Source organism: Flavobacterium sp., from assembly GCF_035456225.1.
GTDB lineage: Bacteria > Bacteroidota > Bacteroidia > Flavobacteriales > Flavobacteriaceae > Flavobacterium.
On sequence record NZ_DATIDM010000024.1, the window covers coordinates 1 to 18,179 of the forward strand.

Sequence of the window (18,179 nt, forward strand, 5' to 3'; positions counted from 1 at the left end):
CTATCGTAACATTAACAGTATACCCTTTACCTGAATTAAATATTCCGGACGGACTTATTTGCGTGGATGAGAACACAAACGAAGTCCTTACACCATATATATTAGATACTGGGTTATCAGTTAATATGTATGATTTCACCTGGTTTTTTAACAACGATATGAATACCGCGATAGCACAAACCAGTTCTTATTCGGCAACTGAAGCCGGTCAGTATACTGTAACCGCTATGAGTTGGATATCGGGATGCACCGAAACACAAACAATTAACGTTATTGAATCTTCTCCCGCACAATCTGCAAATGTAATTCCCCATGAACAATTCGATGGAAATTACACCGTAGTCGTAACTACAAATGGAAACGGAAGTTATTTATATCAGATTGATGGTGGAGCATTGCAGTCTTCAAATACATTTACCGATATTCCTTTCGGACAACATGTAGTTCATGTAACAGATGCAAACGGCTGTTCCGATATAACCATAAATATTGATTTACCTGAAATCATTTCAAATGATTTAACTATCAGTCCGAATCCTGTAACCGACCTGTTGACTCTTAAAAACGATCAGAACATCAGAAAAATAAACGTCTTGAATCACTTGGGACAACTCATTGTTGAAAGGGAATTCAATGATAAAATTGCAGAAATCGATTTATCCGACTTAAATGCCGGAATCTATTTCGTAATCATTGATTCCGACAAAACAAAAACGGTAAAATTCATAAAAAACTAATAGTCAGAATAGTACAAACACAAAAAAGCTTCAACAATGTTGAAGCTTTTTTTATTACAATCCTTATGAAATTCTCCTTTTAATTAAGCTGTTACTGCGTTAATATTAGCATGTTCTTTAGCAGCTAAATAACGTTCAGCATCCAAAGCCGCCATACAGCCAGTTCCTGCAGCAGTTACCGCCTGACGGTATACATGATCAGCAGCATCTCCACCTACAAATACCCCCGGTACATTTGTTTTGGAAGTCCCCGGTTCGTTGATGATATAACCTGTTTCATCCAAATTCAGATAATCTTTGAAGATATCGGTGTTTGGCTTGTGTCCGATGGCAACGAAAAATCCGGTTGCCGGGATTTCAATAATTTCTCCGGTCGTTTTGTTTTTCGCCAAAATACCAGTTACCACATTTCCGTCTCCCAATACTTCCTCGGTTTCGGTATGCAATAAGATTTCAATGTTTTCGGTTTTTCTCACGCGCTCTTCCATGATTTTGGAAGCACGGAATACCTCGCTACGCACCAACATCGTAACTTTTTTACACATTTTAGATAAGTAATGTGCCTCTTCGCAAGCACTATCGCCCGCTCCAACAATCACTACTTCCTGATTTCTGTAGAAAAACCCGTCGCAAACCGCACAGGCAGAAACTCCTCCACCCATTTGAAGGTAATGCTGTTCTGAAGGCAATCCTAAATATTTTGCAGAAGCCCCTGTTGAAATAATAACCGTTTCACAGTGAATTTCTTTAGTATCGTTGATCCATACTTTATGGATATCACCTGAAAAATCAACTTTTGTTGCCCAACCATCACGAACATCTGTTCCGAATCGTTTCGCCTGCTCCTGTAACTGAACCATCATTTCAGGTCCGGTAACACCTTCCGGATAACCTGGAAAGTTCTCCACTTCATTCGTTGTTGTTAATTGACCTCCCGGTTGTGTTCCCTGGTATAACACAGGATACATATTAGCTCTGGCTGCGTAGATTGCTGCTGTATAACCTGCAGGACCAGAACCGATAATAAGACATTTAACTCTTTCTATAGTATCTGACATAATTTCTTTTATAAATATTTTATCTTGAAGTTTACAAATGTAAGTTTTAATTAAAAAAGTTTTTCAAAAAGGCATCAGATTTAACTATTTATAAATAATTTGAATTTATCTCTAAAATTATTTTGGAAATAAAATTTTAGCGCTATATTTGCACCACAATTACACGGGGTGTAGCGTAGCCCGGTCATCGCGCCTGGTTTGGGACCAGGAGGTCGCAGGTTCGAATCCTGCCACCCCGACAAACAAATCCTTTCAGCTTTGCTGAAGGGATTTTTTGTTTTTAAAAAAATTCAAGCTCGCTTGATATTTTATTAAAAACAAAAAAGACCAAAATTTCGCAGAAACTTTAAGGGATTTGTTTAGCATCAAACCCAAATCAGGATCATGGAATAATCCTGTCATATACTCGCAAATCCTTAAAACAAAAAAGACCAAAAGTTTTGCAGAAACTTTAAGGGATTCGTTTAGCAACATACCTCCAAAAGGCAATAGAATAACTGCCTTTATATTCAAGTTCCCAAACAACAACAAATACTCTTGAGGCTTTTTAATTTTTTTGTAATTCAAATAATTTAATTCATTTCCAAAAAAATAAGGAACAAGTTTTTTTAAACTTATTCCTTTTGGCTTTAACTTATCCCCTGAAAACTACAACGGAATATTCCCATGTTTTCTTTTTGGAGCATCTGCTATTTTATGTTCCAACATACTGAAGGCCCTTAACAGCTTTCTTCTGGTATCTCTCGGCAAAATCACTTCGTCAATGAATCCGCGCTGTGCTGCGGTGTAGGGATTAGCGAACAACATTGCGTACTCACTTTCTTTTTCCAGTAGTTCCGCTGCTGGGTCTGCTGCTTCTTTGATTTCCTTTTTAAAAATAATCTCCGAAGCTCCTTTGGCTCCCATTACTGCTATTTCAGATGATGGCCAGGCAAAGTTCATATCGGCACCAATATGTTTCGAGTTCATTACATCGTATGCTCCTCCATAAGCTTTACGGGTGATAACAGTCACTCTCGGAACAGTAGCCTCACTGAAGGCGTACAATAATTTTGCTCCGTGCGTTATAATCCCGCTCCACTCCTGATCGGTACCCGGCAGAAACCCCGGAACGTCTACCAGCACTAATAGCGGTATATTGAAGCAGTCGCAGAAACGCACAAAACGAGCTCCTTTGACCGAACTCTTCACATCTAAACATCCGGCTAAAAATTTAGGATTATTAGCCACAATTCCGATACTGCGTCCGCCCAAACGGGCAAATCCCACTATAATGTTTTCTGCATAATCCTTATGAATTTCAAAGAAAGAATCCTCATCAATCATATTTTGAATGACATCATGCATATCGTAAGGCTTGTTGGCATTGTCCGGAACAATTGTATCTAATTTTTCACGAATCTCCTCGCCCAATTCATAAGGCTGTCTCGGCGTTTTCTCGCTGTTGTTTTGCGGAACATAGCTTAATAATCGTTTAATGTCCTCCAGAGCCTCAACCTCATTCGAAGAAGTCACATGTGAGACTCCTGATTTGGTCGAATGTGTGCTGGCACCACCCAATTCTTCAGAGCTTACCTCTTCATTGGTAACTGTTTTCACGACGTTAGGCCCGGTAACAAACATATAACTGCTCCCTTCAACCATCATTGTAAAATCCGTCATCGCCGGGGAATATACCGCACCTCCGGCACACGGCCCCATAATAGCTGAAATTTGAGGAATTACACCGCTCGACTTTACGTTTCTGTAGAAAATATCAGCATAACCACCCAAGGAGCGTACACCTTCCTGAATACGAGCCCCACCAGAATCGTTCAAACCGATCATTGGTGCCCCATTGCGTAGTGCCATATCCATCACCTTACAAATCTTTTCGGCATGCGTTTCGGATAGCGAACCCCCAAAAACAGTGAAATCCTGCGCGAATACATAAACCACTCTGCCGTTGATGGTTCCGTAACCGGTCACGACACCATCGCCGAAGTATACTTCATCCTGCATTCCGAAATCGGTGGTCCGATGGGTAACCAGCATACCAATCTCTTCAAACGAACCGTCATCCAGCAAATATTCGATGCGCTCACGGGCCGACAATTTTTTATTTGCATGCTGTTTGGCAATACGTTTAACACCACCGCCCAATTTGGCAAGAGCTATCTTTTCGTTTAATACCTTTATTTTATCTTCCATTTTAATGTCTCAATTTAGTAATTCTATGATTCGATTATTGGCTTGTTCGATAATTTGAAAATCAAAATTCATCTGAAACCCGACAACTCATAAGTCGCAATTAACTTATTCTACCGGCAATCGCAGCACTTTCTTATCTGCCAAATACTGCTGCAACGCTAAATATGCTGCAATTTCAGCCTCTATATCCAACTGCCCTTTCAACTTTTCGACATCGTAATATTTTTTCACAAAGCTGGTATCAAAATCACCTGCACGGAACGCTTCGTGCTCCATAACAAATTTTCCGAATGGTAATGTAGTAGCTACACCTTCCACATGGTAATTATCGATAGCTTTCAGCATAAGTTCAATGGATTCATCACGCGTTTTACCAAAGGTGATCATCTTGGACAGCATCGAATCATAATAAATAGGCACCTCTATACCTTCTTCGATTCCATTATCCACACGTATTCCCAAACCTTCCGGTAATTGATATTTACTCAATAATCCCACATTTGGAAGAAAGTCATTCATTGGGTCTTCAGCATAGACACGTAGTTCCATCGCGTGGCCTAAAATTTTCAAATCTTCCTGCTTGATCGCCAACTCCTCACCACGAGCAATGCGGATTTGCAATTCAACCAAATCCAATCCTGAAATCATTTCAGTTACCGGATGTTCAACCTGCAAACGTGTATTCATTTCAAGAAAATAGAAGTTGTGGTTTTCATCCATCAGAAACTCCACGGTCCCCGCACCAAGATAATCACAGGCTTTGGCCACTTTCACGGCTGCCTCACCCATGGCCTTGCGGATTTCGGGTGTCACAAAACTCGACGGCGCTTCCTCAACTACTTTTTGATGACGACGCTGAATACTGCACTCCCTTTCAAAAATATACAACACATTTCCGTAGCTGTCGGCCATTACCTGTATTTCTATATGACGTGGTTTAGACACATACTTTTCAATGAAAACCGAGCCGTCACCAAACGCTGAAGTTGCCTCGCTGATGGCACGCTCCATTTGGGCTTCAAAATCATCTTCTTTTTCCACCAAACGCATCCCTTTTCCCCCACCTCCGGCGGAAGCCTTAATCAAGATAGGAAAACCGACATTCCGAGCAGTTCTTTTCGCTTCTTCCAAATCAATAATTGCATGGTCCACACCGGGAACCATAGGAATATCATAACCTTTCACCGCTTCTTTAGCCTCCAGTTTACTCCCCATCATTTCAATAGCTTTGGAATTCGGACCAATGAAAATAATATTGTTCTTTTCGCATTCCTGCGCAAAGGCCGAGTTCTCACTTAAAAATCCGTAACCCGGGTGGATAGCGTCTACGCCCAATTGTTTGGATACTTCAATAATCCTGTCGCCTCTCAAATAAGATTGACTGGATGGCGCTTCACCAATGCAGATGGCCTCATCGGCATATTTTACATGAAGAGCATTCCTGTCGGCAGTCGAATACACCGCTACGGTCTTTATGCCCATTTTTTTAGCCGTTTTCATTACCCTGACAGCAATCTCACCACGGTTGGCCACTAATATTTTTGAAATTTTTTTCATTTTTTGTTCTTTATTTCTGTCACCCCTTTGAGAATGGCTCAAGAAGGGCGGTTAGACAAAATCACCAACTTAAATCACAAAGCTTAAACTCCTTACTACTCAAACTCTACTAACAACTGTCCTTTATCTACAGTATTCCCTTTTTCCACAGCAATCGACTTAATTACCCCGTCCCGTGGCGAAAGAAAACTGTTCTCCATTTTCATAGCTTCCAAAATCAAAATCGGGTCATTTTCTTTTACCTCTTGACCTACACTTACGCTGATCTCGAGGATCAATCCAGGCATTGGCGCTTTGATTGCATTCACCAATTTGGTCTTTCCTCCTTCAATACCCATACTTTTAATCATTAAATCCAAAGCATTGGCTATCGATACCTCGTAAGTATTATCATTTACTTTTACGGTATATTTTTTCTCATTGAAATTGCCAGAAACCATTTCCGCCCTGTAGGGTTTGCCTTCTTTCAAGACATGAAACTGCCCGTTTCCTCCTCTGATCGCATCTAAATTTTGCAAATCCGCTTCCGAGACATCAAACGTCTGTTTATCATTAACCTTAAGTTTATAAGTAGCACTCATAAATTACTTTTTTTATTAAAAGATGAATTTAAAAAATCTAACCGATAGAAAACTATTTCTTATAAAATAATTTTAGAAATTAATGTAAAAAGAAACATTCGGGATTGGTTTCTGTTTATTATTTCCGTTCATGGTCCTTGATTTCAATAGGAGAGCTCGACTTTATTAAATCTGATAAGTAGTTTTTTTATTATGAGATGCTTCTCCAGCCCGGACAAAACTTTGTTCCCGCCTTTCATCGAAGCACTATCTTTCTGGAAAGTTCTTTTTGTTTCTGCAAATCTGAGCCTACTTCCTGCCTTATTCAAAGAAAAGACACACGGCACCTTAAAACCTTTTATTCATAGTTTGGCTCATACATTTTACTTTTGATAAAAGCACGAATGTCCTCCGGTCTGTCAACATTAGCCAATCCACTATTAAAAATCTCTTCGACAATTTTTTCGGCAACATTTACAGAAACCTGTAAAATGTTATCGACACGAGGATAAATCAGACCTTGTTCGAAATCTTCATCAGAAATTTGCTCTGCAACGGCTTCAGCGGCTACGATGAGCATTTCATCTGTGATTCTTTTGGCTTGCGTTGCAAATATCGCCAGACCCATCGCCGGAAAAATAAAAACATTATTACCCTGTCCCGGTGTAAACGTTTTCCCTTCATAAGTTACCGGTGCAAACGGACTTCCACTGGCGAAAACGGCTTTTCCTTTACTCCATTTGTAGGCTTCTTCCGCAGTACATTCGGAATGGGAAGTAGGATTGGAATACGGAAAAATAATCGGCTGTTCGTTTACCAGACTCATATTTTCAATAACCTGCTGATTAAAAGCTCCTCCAACAGTACTCACGCCAATGATAGCCGTCGGTTCTATACTTAAAACAGCCTCGGCAAAATCACTCGATGCTTTACCTTCATGTGCAAAAGCCTTTTGATGTTCTGCCAGGTCATTTCTCGATTTCACTATCAATCCATTAACATCAAACATCCATATTTGTCCCAGTGCTTCCTCTTCACTCAAACCATCTTTTTTGAATTTCTGCACCAGCATATTGGCAATTCCAAATGCAGCGGCCCCCGCACCCAAAAAAAGAAAACGCTGCTCCCGGAACGATTTTTTCATTAACCGGCTAATGGCTATAAAACCAGCAGTAGCAATGGCCGCGGTTCCTTGTATATCATCGTTAAAAGTGCTGATTTTATTACGATATTTATCTAAAATACGAATCGCATTAACCCCGGCAAAATCCTCCCACTGAATACAGATTTTAGGAAAGACTTCATTTATCGCAACCACAAATGCTTCGATAAAATCGTCATATTCTTTCCCTTCTACCCTTTTTTGTTTTAAACCAAGATAAAGCGGATCTTTTAAAAAATCTTCATTGTTAGTCCCCACATCCAAAACTATGGGCAAAGTATGTTTCGGCGGCACTCCGGCGCAACTGGTATAGAGGGCCAGTTTACCGATGGGGATGCCAATACCGAAAATTCCTAAATCACCAAGTCCGAGGATACGCTGACCATCGGTGACTACAGCAAATCGGACATCAGGGGTATACCAATTTTTGAGTATTTCCTTGATACGATTCTTTTGATTAATGGAAATATAAAGGCCTCTCGGACGTCTTGCAATATGCCCAAATGCCTGACAGGCTTCCCCAACGGTCGGGGTATAAACCAAAGGCAGGTAAACTGACGGTTTGCTGGCAACAGTCCTAAAAAACAGGGTTTCATTCGTGTCGTACAAATTCATCAGATAAATGTACTTATTAATGGGTTTTTCAAAATTGTTAAGCTGCATATGTACCCGCATCATCTGGGTTTCAATCGTTTCTATATTGTTCGGCAGCAAACCTTCCAAACCGTATTCCTGTCGTTCTTCGATTGAAAATGCGGCTCCCTTATTTTTTCCCGGGTTGCGCAACAACGAATAACCTCTGCTTTGTTCCATTTCTCAACTATTTAGCAATTATTATTTCACCAAAAAAAATCGTAATTCACCAAGGTAAATTTGACATTTATCATCATTCAGTAAACGAAAAGGGGACTTTAATCGTCATCACAACTAAAAAACAACTTAAACCAATGATTATCAATTGTTTTAACATCATAAATTTAAGGATAATATTATTGTAATCGTAAGAAAAACCATTTTTATCGTTGGCTTACGATTGTCTGCAGATGAATGCAACAAACACCATGCTGACTTCAATAATGAGAATTCGAAAAACGTTAAGTGCGCTCCAAAAAACAAAACCCATAAATCCGTTCCTTATTAAGAATGATTTTTTGTTTGCATTCCTTTTCATTAATCGTTTTTTCAATTGATAAATTCCTATTTTTGCCATGATTAACTAACACATCACTTTATGCTGATTATTGGAATTGCCGGCGGTACCGGAAGCGGAAAAACAACCGTAGTGCATCAAATCATGAATGAACTACCGGAGGCCGAAGTGGGAATCATATCCCAGGACTCGTACTACAAAGCCAATCACGGTTTGAGTTTCGACGAACGCGCATTAATCAATTTCGATCATCCAAGAGCAATCGACTTCGAATTGTTAGTGAGTCACCTGAAAGATTTGAAAGAAGGAAAAAACATCGAGCAGCCAATCTACTCTTTCGTTACACACAACAGAACAGATGATACCATTGTTACTCATCCAAGAAAAGTAATGATTGTTGAAGGCATTCTGATTCTTACAAATCCGGAATTACGCGAGATGTTCGACATCAAAATTTTTGTTCATGCGGATTCCGATGAGCGTTTGATCCGTCGTTTAAAACGTGATATCGCCGAGCGCGGACGTGACATGGAAGAGGTTTTAAACCGATATCAGAACACACTTAAACCAATGCATCAGCAATTTATTGAGCCTACCAAGGCTTTTGCCGATATCATCATACCGAACGACAAATACAACACTGTAGCCATCGATGTGGTTCGAGCGGTAATCAATCAGCGCATCGGTTAATTTTCATATATTTAAAAAATGAAAAAAGCATTTCAAAATTTAGCAGTCAAATATCCTTTTCTGAAGATTTTCGGAAACCGATATGTACTGGTACTGCTGTTTTTTACGATTTGGATGCTTTTTCTGGACAACTACTCCTACCTTGAACATCGCGTTTTAAACAAGGAAATCGACGAACTCGAAGACAATAAACAATACTACCAGGACGAAATCCGAAAGGACAACAGCAATATCAAAAAACTGAAAAATCCGGCACAGGTAGAAAAATATGCTCGCGAGAAATACTACATGAAACGCGAAAACGAAGACATTTATATTATAGAATTTGAAGATGAAGCTCCTGCCGAAGGTGCGGAATAACTCAAAACACACACTATGAGCGAAAAGCTGTTTACAGAATTTGAAGGTGTTTCTTCCAAACAATGGAAAAACCAGATTCAATACGAATTAAAAGGTGCCGACTACAACGAAACCCTTGTTTGGGAAAGTCCGGAAGGAATTAAAGTACGCCCTTTTTATCATGCCGATGAAGAACTAAAATCTTTTCCAGCCAATACCGAGGCGACAAATTTCAAAATAGTTCAGGATATTTTTGTACACGATTTGGATAAATCCATCGCAAGAGCTTTGGATAGCTTAAACCGAGGTGCGGAAAGTATCCGTTTTACATTGGAAAATGATTCGGTTGACATCAGTAAATTATTGACAGCCCTTCCGCTTGCAACAACACCGGTATATATTTCGATGCATTTCTTATCGGAAGATTTCATTAAAAAGATTGATGAAATTGCTGCAAAAAATTCGGCTACTATTTACGTTTTGGCAGATCCTATCGGACAATTCGCCAAAGAAGGAAATCTGTTTTCTAATGTTGAAGGTGATTTTGCCATTTTAAACAACCTGGTAAAAAGCTGTAAAAACATTACGTTTTTAAGTATAAATGCCGGATTGTACCAGAATGCGGGCGCGAATATGGTTCAGCAATTGGCTTACACTTTGGCACATGCTAACGAATATCTCAACCGTGTTGCGGATTTCAACCAACAAGTTACTGTCCAAGTAGCCGTGGGAACGAATTATTTCTTTGAGATTGCTAAATTGAGAGCGTTACGCCTTTTATTCAACACATTAGCCAAAGAATACAATAACGAAATCAGTTGCCACATCATTGCTACTCCAACCAAACGCAACAAAACCTTATACGACTACAACGTAAACATGCTTCGCACAACAACCGAATGCATGAGTGCTGTTTTAGGCGGTGCCGATGCGGTTTCAAATTTGGCCTACGACGCCATCTATCATAAAGACAATGAGTTTGGCGACCGAATTTCCCGGAACCAGTTATTGGTTTTAAAACACGAAAGTTATTTCGATAAAGTAAACAATCCGGCTGACGGAGCTTATTACATCGAAACCTTAACCCAACAGTTAGCCGAAAAAGCCTTATTGTTATTCAAAGACATCGAAGCAAATAGTGGTTTCATTACACAATTGATTGAAGGGACCATCCAGCGTAAAATCAAGGAAAGTGCCGATAAGGAACAGGAATTGTTCGACAACGGCAAGGAAATCTTATTGGGAACCAACAAATACCCGAACAAAGACGACCGTATGCACCAAGAGTTGGAATTGTTCCCATTCGTTAAAACCAATCCGCGTAAAACGTTAATCACGCCAATTATCGAAAAACGATTGGCAGAGAAACTGGAACAGGAACGTTTGGAAACGGAGAAATAGACCTTATGAAGAGAATTATATTATTAACTTTGCTTTTTAGCACGTCGTTAATCACTGCCCAGCCAAAAGTCTATCAGGAGAAAGAAGTCTCTACCAACCCAGGCTTTCCGGGCGGATGGAACTCTTGGATAGATTTTGTTGAAAAGAATTTCAAATGGGTTCCCGAGAAAAACGCCAAACACGTTGGTATAGAATTCACTGTACAAACTAATGGGACTATTACTGACATCAAAGTAATTAATCCTTTTGGCAGTCCAAATGAAAAAGAAGCATTACGAGTCATGGCTTTAAGCCCCAAATGGTCACCGGCAACAGTAAATGGAAAAACTGTTCCTTGTCGCTTAGAAAGAGGAATGTTCAATCCATATTTTGATGATGACAGAACTGAAGTAATAACGATAGACGCACCTATCGACAATTACTCTTCATCGACTCCAGAAGACGATAACAAAATTTACAACTCTTCTTTAGTAGAGATAACCCCAAAATTTCCAGGGGGTATAGCTAAGTTTTTTACTTTTTTTAATACCAACTTCAAATTTCCTGATGATATTGAAGAAGATTTCAAAGGAAAAGTTATGGCTACATTTATTATTGAAAAAAATGGTTCCTTATCAGATATCAGAATATTACGTAACTCAGGTTACAACAACGACAAAGAAACAATTCGAGTTCTTAAGAAATCACCAAAATGGATTCCGGGAGAACAAAACGGAAAAAAAGTCCGAACACAGTTCACTATACCAATTCCAATTAGCAGAACGATGATAACTCAGCCCGAAAAAAAATAAATCATGCCTAGAAAAGACATTCAACATATACAATTAGAAACTTCAGAAGGTACAAGTTCGCAGTCACACGATCAGAACTTTGTAACTGCTGAAGGCATCGAAGTAAAACAAACCTATTCCGAATCGGATTTGGAAGGTCTGGAACACATTGGTTTCGGAGCCGGTTTTGCACCGAATTTACGCGGGCCTTATGCCACCATGTATGTACGCCGACCTTGGACGGTACGTCAATACGCAGGTTTCTCTACCGCTACCGAAAGTAACGCGTTCTACCGCCGAAACCTGGCTGCAGGACAAAAAGGATTGTCCGTAGCTTTCGATTTAGCCACGCACCGCGGTTATGATTCTGATCACGAGCGCGTAGTGGGTGACGTTGGAAAAGCCGGAGTAGCTATCGATTCAGTGGAAGACATGAAAATCCTTTTCGATCAGATTCCATTAGGAGAAATGTCGGTTTCGATGACCATGAACGGTGCAGTATTGCCCATTATGGCCTTCTACATCGTTGCTGCCGAAGAACAAGGCGTTGATGCCAAATTGTTATCGGGTACGATTCAAAACGATATCTTGAAGGAGTTCATGGTGCGTAACACGTACATCTATCCTCCTACACCGTCGATGAAAATCATTGCCGATATTTTCGACTATACCAGTAAAAAAATGCCGAAGTTCAACTCGATTTCAATCTCGGGTTACCACATGCAGGAAGCCGGGGCTACTGCTGATATCGAGTTAGCTTATACTTTAGCAGACGGATTGGAATACATTCGAACAGGATTGGCAGCCGGAATGAAAATTGACGAATTTGCCCCGCGTTTATCGTTCTTCTGGGCAATCGGTATGAACCATTTTATGGAAATTGCCAAAATGAGAGCCGGACGAATGCTTTGGGCTAAATTATTGAAGCAATTCAATCCGCAGGACGAAAAATCATTGGCATTGAGAACACATTGTCAGACTTCAGGCTGGAGTTTAACCGAGCAGGATCCTTTCAATAATGTGGCGCGTACAGCCATTGAAGCAGCAGCGGCAGCGTTCGGGGGAACACAATCCTTACACACGAATGCATTGGACGAAGCGATCGCTTTACCAACTGACTTCTCTGCGCGTATTGCCAGAAACACGCAAATCTTCTTACAGGAAGAAACCAAAATCTGTAAAACGGTTGATCCTTGGGCAGGAAGTTATTACGTTGAAAGTTTAACCAAAGAAATCGCAGACAAAGCCTGGGCTTTAATTGAAGAAGTTGAATCTTTGGGCGGTATGACCAAAGCGATTGAAGAAGGAATTCCGAAATTGCGCATCGAAGAAGCTGCGGCTCGTAAACAGGCGCGTATTGACAGCGGACAGGATATCATCGTCGGGGTGAATAAATTCCGTCTGGAAAAAGAAGACCCTTTACACATATTGGAAGTAGACAACCAAACCGTTCGCGCAGAACAGATTGAGCGTCTGGAAAACATAAAAGCGACCCGAAACACACAAAAAGTACAGGAATGTTTAGCAAAACTAACAGCCTGCGCCCAAGGTGGAGAAGGAAACTTATTGGATTTAGCGGTAGATGCAGCACGTCACAGAGCCACTTTAGGTGAAATCAGTGATGCATTGGAAGCCGTTTTCGGAAGATATAAAGCACAAATCAGATCATTTAGCGGCGTGTACAGTAAAGAAATTAAAAACGACGAGAGCTTTGAAAAAGCTAAAGCGCTGGCCGACGAATTCGCGAAAAAAGAAGGCCGTCGACCTCGTATTATGATTGCCAAAATGGGTCAGGACGGTCACGATCGTGGCGCAAAAGTAGTAGCTACCGGTTATGCCGATGTAGGTTTCGACGTAGACATTGGTCCATTGTTCCAGACTCCTGCCGAAGCAGCCAAACAAGCGGTGGAAAACGACGTACACATTTTAGGGGTTTCTTCTTTGGCAGCAGGACACAAAACTTTGGTTCCGCAGGTGATTGAAGAACTGAAAAAATACGGCCGTGAAGACATTATGGTGATTGTGGGCGGAGTAATTCCGGCGCAGGATTACCAGTATTTGTTTGATTCCGGAGCAGTTGCGGTTTTCGGGCCGGGTACTAAAATCAGTGAGGCAGCCATTACTATTTTGGAAGTTTTATTGGAGGATTAAATTATAAAAAAAGAGCGGCAAATGCCGCTCTTTTTGTTTCAAAGAATTACTGTTTCTTCTTTTTTTCTTTTTCAGACTTTTTAGATTTTTCCTTTTTATCCTTGCCCTTTTTCTTGTCTTTCAACAAATCGATTTTTTCTTTTAATCTTTTTTCAGCGTTTTCGGTTTCATAAGAAGTATCGTTGCTAAAAGTTGTCACTTTCACTTCACTGATTGCTTCCAAAGCATCTTCAAACTTTCGCTGACTTTCCAAAAGCAAGACTCTTTTCAACAAAATTTCGGCCTTATTGATTCCTTTCACAGTCAAGGCAAAATCAATCAACTTCTCTGCTTCGGCGAAATCTTCATTCAGAATCAAAGCCTGAATGTAATGTACGTATACTTCCAACGCGTGAATATCGATTCCTATCGCCTGCTGAAAATACTCTTTTGCGACTTCATAGCGATGCAATTGCTCGGAATACAAACGCCCATACAAACACAAAGCAATCGTATTTTTATCGTCATAAGACAAGGCATAGTCCAAGGATTCCACCGTTTCTTCTAAAGAATAAGGATAGTTGTCCAAGGCCTGAAATAAATATTTATCAATTGATTTCATCTTTTAGATTTTTCTTTAATTGCTGTCGTTCAGCTTTATTGTTTTTCACATTTTTAAGTTTCTTAAAATCGGTACCTTCAAAAATCCTCACAGGATTACCACGCTGAATCTGCAATTGGTTTTCCCATTGGGACTGGTACTGATTTTTTAATTTCGAAAGCGATTCTTCCTCCAATTTGATCAGCAAACGCTCGGTAGCCATTTTTTTATTCTGATGCTGTGAACGCGAATCCATGCTCACCACACTCAAACCTGTCGGTAAATGAGTAGCCCGGATAGCCGAACTTACCTTGTTCACATGTTGTCCACCCGCACCTGAACTTCGCATCGCCTGATACTGAATATCCTTCTCCGAAAAAACCATTTCTTTCGATCTTTCAATTTCAAAAATCCCGATGAACCAATTTTTGCGTTTGTGGAATTTCCGGAAGGTACTCTGTCCTATCCAATGAATTGTACCTATCCATGATGCTACAAACTCGGTTACTCCTTTTCCTTCCAATAAAACAATGGCCGATTCCACCGTACCGTTTTCCGAACCTGCTTGGTGTTGCAAAACTGTTGCCTTCATATCCAAGGCAGCTGCTTCCTGCAACACTTTCTTCAGCACCTGAGCTACTACCCAAGTACATTCCGCAGGTCCTCTTCCAGAGGTAATTTGAATTATTTTTTCCATACTATCTGTCCATTCTTACTATTTTAGGAGTAAAAGTTCCCAAAACGTCCACCAATTCCGTCTGCAGACTCATCACTTTATTGATGTCTTTGTAGGCCATTGGCGCTTCGTCAATATTTCCGCCGATTAGCTTAACATCATGTTCCGTCAAAACCTTGTTAATCTGGCTCTGTGTAAAAGAAGCTTTACACTTCGCTCTTGAAAACAATCGTCCTGCCCCATGTGAAGCCGAATTAATACTCTCTGTATTCCCCTTACCCATTACGATAAAACCCGGAGCTGTCATAGAACCCGGAATGATTCCAAGTTGTCCTGCTCCTGCCGGTGTCGCACCTTTTCTGTGGACAATACACTCTTTGCCGTCTACCATTTCTTTCCAGGCAAAATTGTGATGGTTCTCGATTGTAACCACAATTCGTTTGCCTAAAGCTTTGGCGATACGGCGGTGAATATCTTCGTGACAGGCTTTGGCATAATCCCCGGCCAAATTCATCGCAAGCCAGTATTCCTGTCCGTCATGCGTGTTCAAATCCAACCAAGCCAAATGCTGCACATTTTTGGGTAACGGACATTGCTTGGTTGCCAAATAGGTATAATGTTTTGCAATATTGGCACCTAATCCGCGTGAACCACTGTGCGACAAAACAGCCAGATACTCTTTGGGTTCTACTTTCCATTCCGGCAGCGGATGGTCTAACTTCACAATTCCGAATTCGACAAAATGGTTTCCGCCGCCTGAAGTTCCCAATTGTTTGTAGGCCTTGTCCAAAAGCTGTTTCACCACCGGTATATCTTTAAACTCACTTCGGTAAAAAACCTCATGATCGACTTTTATTTGGTGGGTTTCGGTCATGCCGAATTTGGTATTGTCTTTCAGAATAGCCTGCAACTGATGGTCTTTCCCTTTCAGAAAGGAAGCAGGCAAATCGAAAATCGACAAACTCATGCGACAGCCAATATCCACTCCTACTCCATAAGGTATAACTGCGTTATCTGTTGCCAAAACTCCCCCGATTGGCAGTCCGTAACCGGAATGTGCATCTGGCATTAAAGCGCCTTTTACAGAAACCGGTAATTTCAATGCGTCATACAATTGAAACTTTGCCTGTTCATCAATTTCATTTTCACCGAAGATGGAAAAAGGAGCCCTTGTGTTGTTCAACTGATTGAATTTCACCTGTACCGGATTAACCAAGCCTTCAGCTACTTTGCCCCAAGTGCCGTGTCCTTTAAATTTTTCAGGATACTGTAACACTTCTTTAGCTTCTGCTAAAATGCTTTCCTTCTTCTCTTTTTTTCGATATCGGTTAACTTGCCCTAAGGCAATATTTATTGCATTATTTTTAGGAAAGCCCAATTTAATCAGGTCTTTCCCGGATAGTTTATTTCCCATGATTTTTTAAATAAAAATTCTTAAATGGCCAATGGTAAAACCATACGGTCAATTTCTCACTCGTTTGGAATGAACTAAATCGTTTCGGGAAATTTTTGTGAAGTGTCTAGAATAAACAAAAAAGCCCGAAACTAAACGTCTTCGGGCTTTTTCATATATTTTTGATTATCTTATGATTGCGTTAAGCCACGAAGAAGAGCGACACCAGTTCCAACTGATGCATTGCTTTGAGGTAATGATTTAAATACAAACATTTTTCTTCGTTTTATGAGTTAATAATTTTCTGTTGCAAAGATTTATTTTTATTTTTCTAATTTCCAAATATTTACAGCAAATTCCTATTATTTCAAATTAATCTGAATAATATTATCCCTTCTAAATACCTTTAAATCAAAGCATTGGAAACGAACTGTGTCTTTTTTGTGAAAAAAATATTTAGTCACAAAAAGCGTATCTTTTTTTGAAAAAAATAAAAATAGACACAAAAGTTGTGATCATTTTCTTAAAAAAAAATTAATTCACAAGCATTATACAAAACCTTCTGCGAGGTGAAATACTGTGAATTCACGAAGGAGTATTCCAATCTTTCTTTTTTATATTTGCTATTAACATAAGAACGCCTGCATCTTAAAAATAAATCATGGAAATCAGGATACGACAGGAAAACGCAAACGATTACGCAAAAGTTTCAGAACTCATCGAAGCTGCTTTCCGAGATTTGGAATACAGTGATCACAGGGAACATTTTTTAGTGGAACGCCTGCGGAAATCAGATGCATTTATCCTAGAACTTTCATTGGTTGCTGAAGTTGAAGATGAAATCGTCGGTCATATTTTACTAACCAAACTGCTGATTGAAAACGGGAACGAGTCGTTTGAATCCCTGGCTTTAGCTCCCGTTTCGGTAAAACCGGAATTTCAGGGACGGGGAATCGGATCAAGATTAATTACAGAAAGCCATGTTATCTCAAAAAAATTAGGCTACAAATCCGTTATTCTCTTGGGACACGAAAACTACTATCCCAGATTTGGATATGAACCAACCAGCAAATATGGTATCACAATGCCGTTTGACGCTCCGGAAGAAAATTGCATGATTATCTCATTAACCGAAAACGGATTGCTTGCCATAAGTGGAGAAGTGAAATATCCCAAGGAATTTTTCGGATAGTCCCGGAAATAATAAAAACTACTGATTACTCGGTTACAGTCGTGATATTGTATCAAAAAATAAAAACCCCGAGTTTCCCCGGAGCTTTCCTATTTATTTAAATTTGAACCACTTACTTCTTTTTTTGAAACCATATCTTTAGCATCGGATAATAAATTATTGAATTTATTAGCACTGTTTTTATACACTTCATCCAATTTATCTTTTACATCGTCGGCATATTTTTGTCCTTTTTCAAGAATTTTTTTTCTTGTTTTTGAACCTTTTTCCGGAGCGAACAGTATGCCTAATAGGGCTCCTGCTGCTAATCCTCCTAATATTCCTAATACCACTTTACCTGTTCCCATGATTTTATTCATTGAGTTGAATTTATAATGGTTTTTTTCCTTGTATAATTCTTAGTAAAACTGCAATAATTGCAATAAGAAGCAGAATATGAATAATATTCCCTGCACCATATGCGAAGAATCCCACTGCCCAAATGATCAGTAGAATGACTGCTGCTGTATAGAGTAAATTGCCCATAAAATTTAATTTTAATTTTAAGCTTGTTTTTTTTTAGAGAAAGTGTGA

17 protein-coding genes and 1 tRNA gene are annotated in these 18,179 nt (G+C 39.8%); 8 read left to right on the forward strand and 10 right to left on the reverse strand.

Features of this window, described 5'->3' with window-relative positions:
• Positions 1 to 737 (forward strand): T9SS type A sorting domain-containing protein (locus VLB74_RS01310; RefSeq protein WP_325201667.1); only part of this gene is annotated, 737 nt, incomplete at its 5' end.
• 83 nt (positions 738 to 820) lie between these two features.
• On the opposite strand, the gene trxB is transcribed toward VLB74_RS01310, so the two are convergent.
• Positions 821 to 1,795, reverse strand: coding sequence for a thioredoxin-disulfide reductase (gene trxB, locus VLB74_RS01315; RefSeq protein WP_325201668.1), 975 nt, complete (start codon positions 1,793 to 1,795; stop codon positions 821 to 823).
• A gap of 164 nt (positions 1,796 to 1,959) precedes the next feature.
• On the opposite strand from trxB, the gene VLB74_RS01320 reads away from it, so the two are divergent.
• A tRNA-Pro gene (locus VLB74_RS01320) sits at positions 1,960 to 2,034 on the forward strand.
• A gap of 409 nt (positions 2,035 to 2,443) precedes the next feature.
• Here the strand turns inward: VLB74_RS01320 and VLB74_RS01325 are convergent.
• From VLB74_RS01325 to VLB74_RS01340, 4 genes are all read right to left on the reverse strand, one after another.
• Positions 2,444 to 3,985 carry an acyl-CoA carboxylase subunit beta gene (locus VLB74_RS01325; protein WP_325201669.1) on the reverse strand — a complete coding sequence of 514 codons (1,542 nt, stop codon included), beginning with the start codon at positions 3,983 to 3,985 and terminating at the stop codon, positions 2,444 to 2,446.
• A 105-nt stretch (positions 3,986 to 4,090) separates the two neighbouring features.
• A complete protein-coding gene (gene accC / locus VLB74_RS01330) occupies positions 4,091 to 5,542 on the reverse strand; it encodes an acetyl-CoA carboxylase biotin carboxylase subunit (protein WP_325201670.1) in 1,452 nt (483 codons plus the stop codon).
• A 95-nt stretch (positions 5,543 to 5,637) separates the two neighbouring features.
• Entirely contained in the window at positions 5,638 to 6,123 is a 486-nt protein-coding gene (locus VLB74_RS01335; protein WP_325201671.1) for an acyl-CoA carboxylase biotin carboxyl carrier protein subunit, read from the reverse strand.
• A gap of 337 nt (positions 6,124 to 6,460) precedes the next feature.
• Positions 6,461 to 8,077, reverse strand: coding sequence for an NAD-dependent malic enzyme (locus VLB74_RS01340; RefSeq protein WP_325201672.1), 1,617 nt, complete (start codon positions 8,075 to 8,077; stop codon positions 6,461 to 6,463).
• Between the two features lie 418 nt (positions 8,078 to 8,495).
• Here VLB74_RS01340 and udk point away from each other — a divergent pair, with 418 nt between their 5' ends.
• From udk to scpA, 5 genes are read left to right on the forward strand one after another with little or no spacing between them, the layout of a single operon-like run.
• Positions 8,496 to 9,104 (forward strand): uridine kinase, encoded by a 609-nt coding sequence (gene udk / locus VLB74_RS01345; protein ID WP_325201673.1) that lies wholly within the window; start codon positions 8,496 to 8,498, stop codon positions 9,102 to 9,104.
• Positions 9,105 to 9,122: 18 nt separating this feature from the next.
• Positions 9,123 to 9,464: an FtsB family cell division protein gene (locus VLB74_RS01350; protein ID WP_325201674.1), complete on the forward strand. Its 342-nt coding sequence runs from the start codon at positions 9,123 to 9,125 to the stop codon at positions 9,462 to 9,464.
• A 15-nt stretch (positions 9,465 to 9,479) separates the two neighbouring features.
• Entirely contained in the window at positions 9,480 to 10,844 is a 1,365-nt protein-coding gene (locus tag VLB74_RS01355) for a methylmalonyl-CoA mutase subunit beta (protein WP_325201675.1), read from the forward strand.
• 5 nt (positions 10,845 to 10,849) lie between these two features.
• Positions 10,850 to 11,635 (forward strand): energy transducer TonB, encoded by a 786-nt coding sequence (locus tag VLB74_RS01360; protein WP_325201676.1) that lies wholly within the window; start codon positions 10,850 to 10,852, stop codon positions 11,633 to 11,635.
• A 3-nt stretch (positions 11,636 to 11,638) separates the two neighbouring features.
• Positions 11,639 to 13,765, forward strand: a complete 2,127-nt coding sequence (gene scpA, locus VLB74_RS01365) for a methylmalonyl-CoA mutase (protein ID WP_325201677.1) — start codon at positions 11,639 to 11,641, stop codon at positions 13,763 to 13,765.
• A gap of 46 nt (positions 13,766 to 13,811) precedes the next feature.
• Here scpA and VLB74_RS01370 read toward each other — a convergent pair whose 3' ends face one another.
• Genes VLB74_RS01370 through VLB74_RS01380 form a run of 3 tightly spaced genes read right to left on the reverse strand, consistent with a single transcriptional unit; the run spans position 13,812 to position 16,435 of the window.
• Positions 13,812 to 14,366: a hypothetical protein gene (locus VLB74_RS01370; RefSeq protein WP_325201678.1), complete on the reverse strand. Its 555-nt coding sequence runs from the start codon at positions 14,364 to 14,366 to the stop codon at positions 13,812 to 13,814.
• Positions 14,353 to 15,042, reverse strand: coding sequence for a peptide chain release factor H (gene prfH / locus VLB74_RS01375; RefSeq protein ID WP_325201679.1), 690 nt, complete (start codon positions 15,040 to 15,042; stop codon positions 14,353 to 14,355). Before prfH ends, VLB74_RS01370 begins: the two co-directional genes overlap by 14 nt.
• Before the next feature lies 1 nt (position 15,043).
• The gene (locus VLB74_RS01380; RefSeq protein WP_325201680.1) at positions 15,044 to 16,435 is read right to left on the reverse strand and encodes an RtcB family protein; all 1,392 of its coding nucleotides are present in this window, start codon (positions 16,433 to 16,435) and stop codon (positions 15,044 to 15,046) included.
• Between the two features lie 640 nt (positions 16,436 to 17,075).
• Between VLB74_RS01380 and VLB74_RS01385 the strand changes: the two genes are divergently transcribed.
• Positions 17,076 to 17,606, forward strand: a complete 531-nt coding sequence (locus VLB74_RS01385; protein WP_325201681.1) for a GNAT family N-acetyltransferase — start codon at positions 17,076 to 17,078, stop codon at positions 17,604 to 17,606.
• Between the two features lie 89 nt (positions 17,607 to 17,695).
• On the opposite strand, the gene VLB74_RS01390 is transcribed toward VLB74_RS01385, so the two are convergent.
• Positions 17,696 to 17,965, reverse strand: coding sequence for a YtxH domain-containing protein (locus VLB74_RS01390; RefSeq protein ID WP_325201682.1), 270 nt, complete (start codon positions 17,963 to 17,965; stop codon positions 17,696 to 17,698).
• Positions 17,966 to 17,975: 10 nt separating this feature from the next.
• Positions 17,976 to 18,131 (reverse strand): lmo0937 family membrane protein, encoded by a 156-nt coding sequence (locus tag VLB74_RS01395; RefSeq protein WP_325201683.1) that lies wholly within the window; start codon positions 18,129 to 18,131, stop codon positions 17,976 to 17,978.
• Between the last annotated feature and the right edge of the window lie 48 nt (positions 18,132 to 18,179).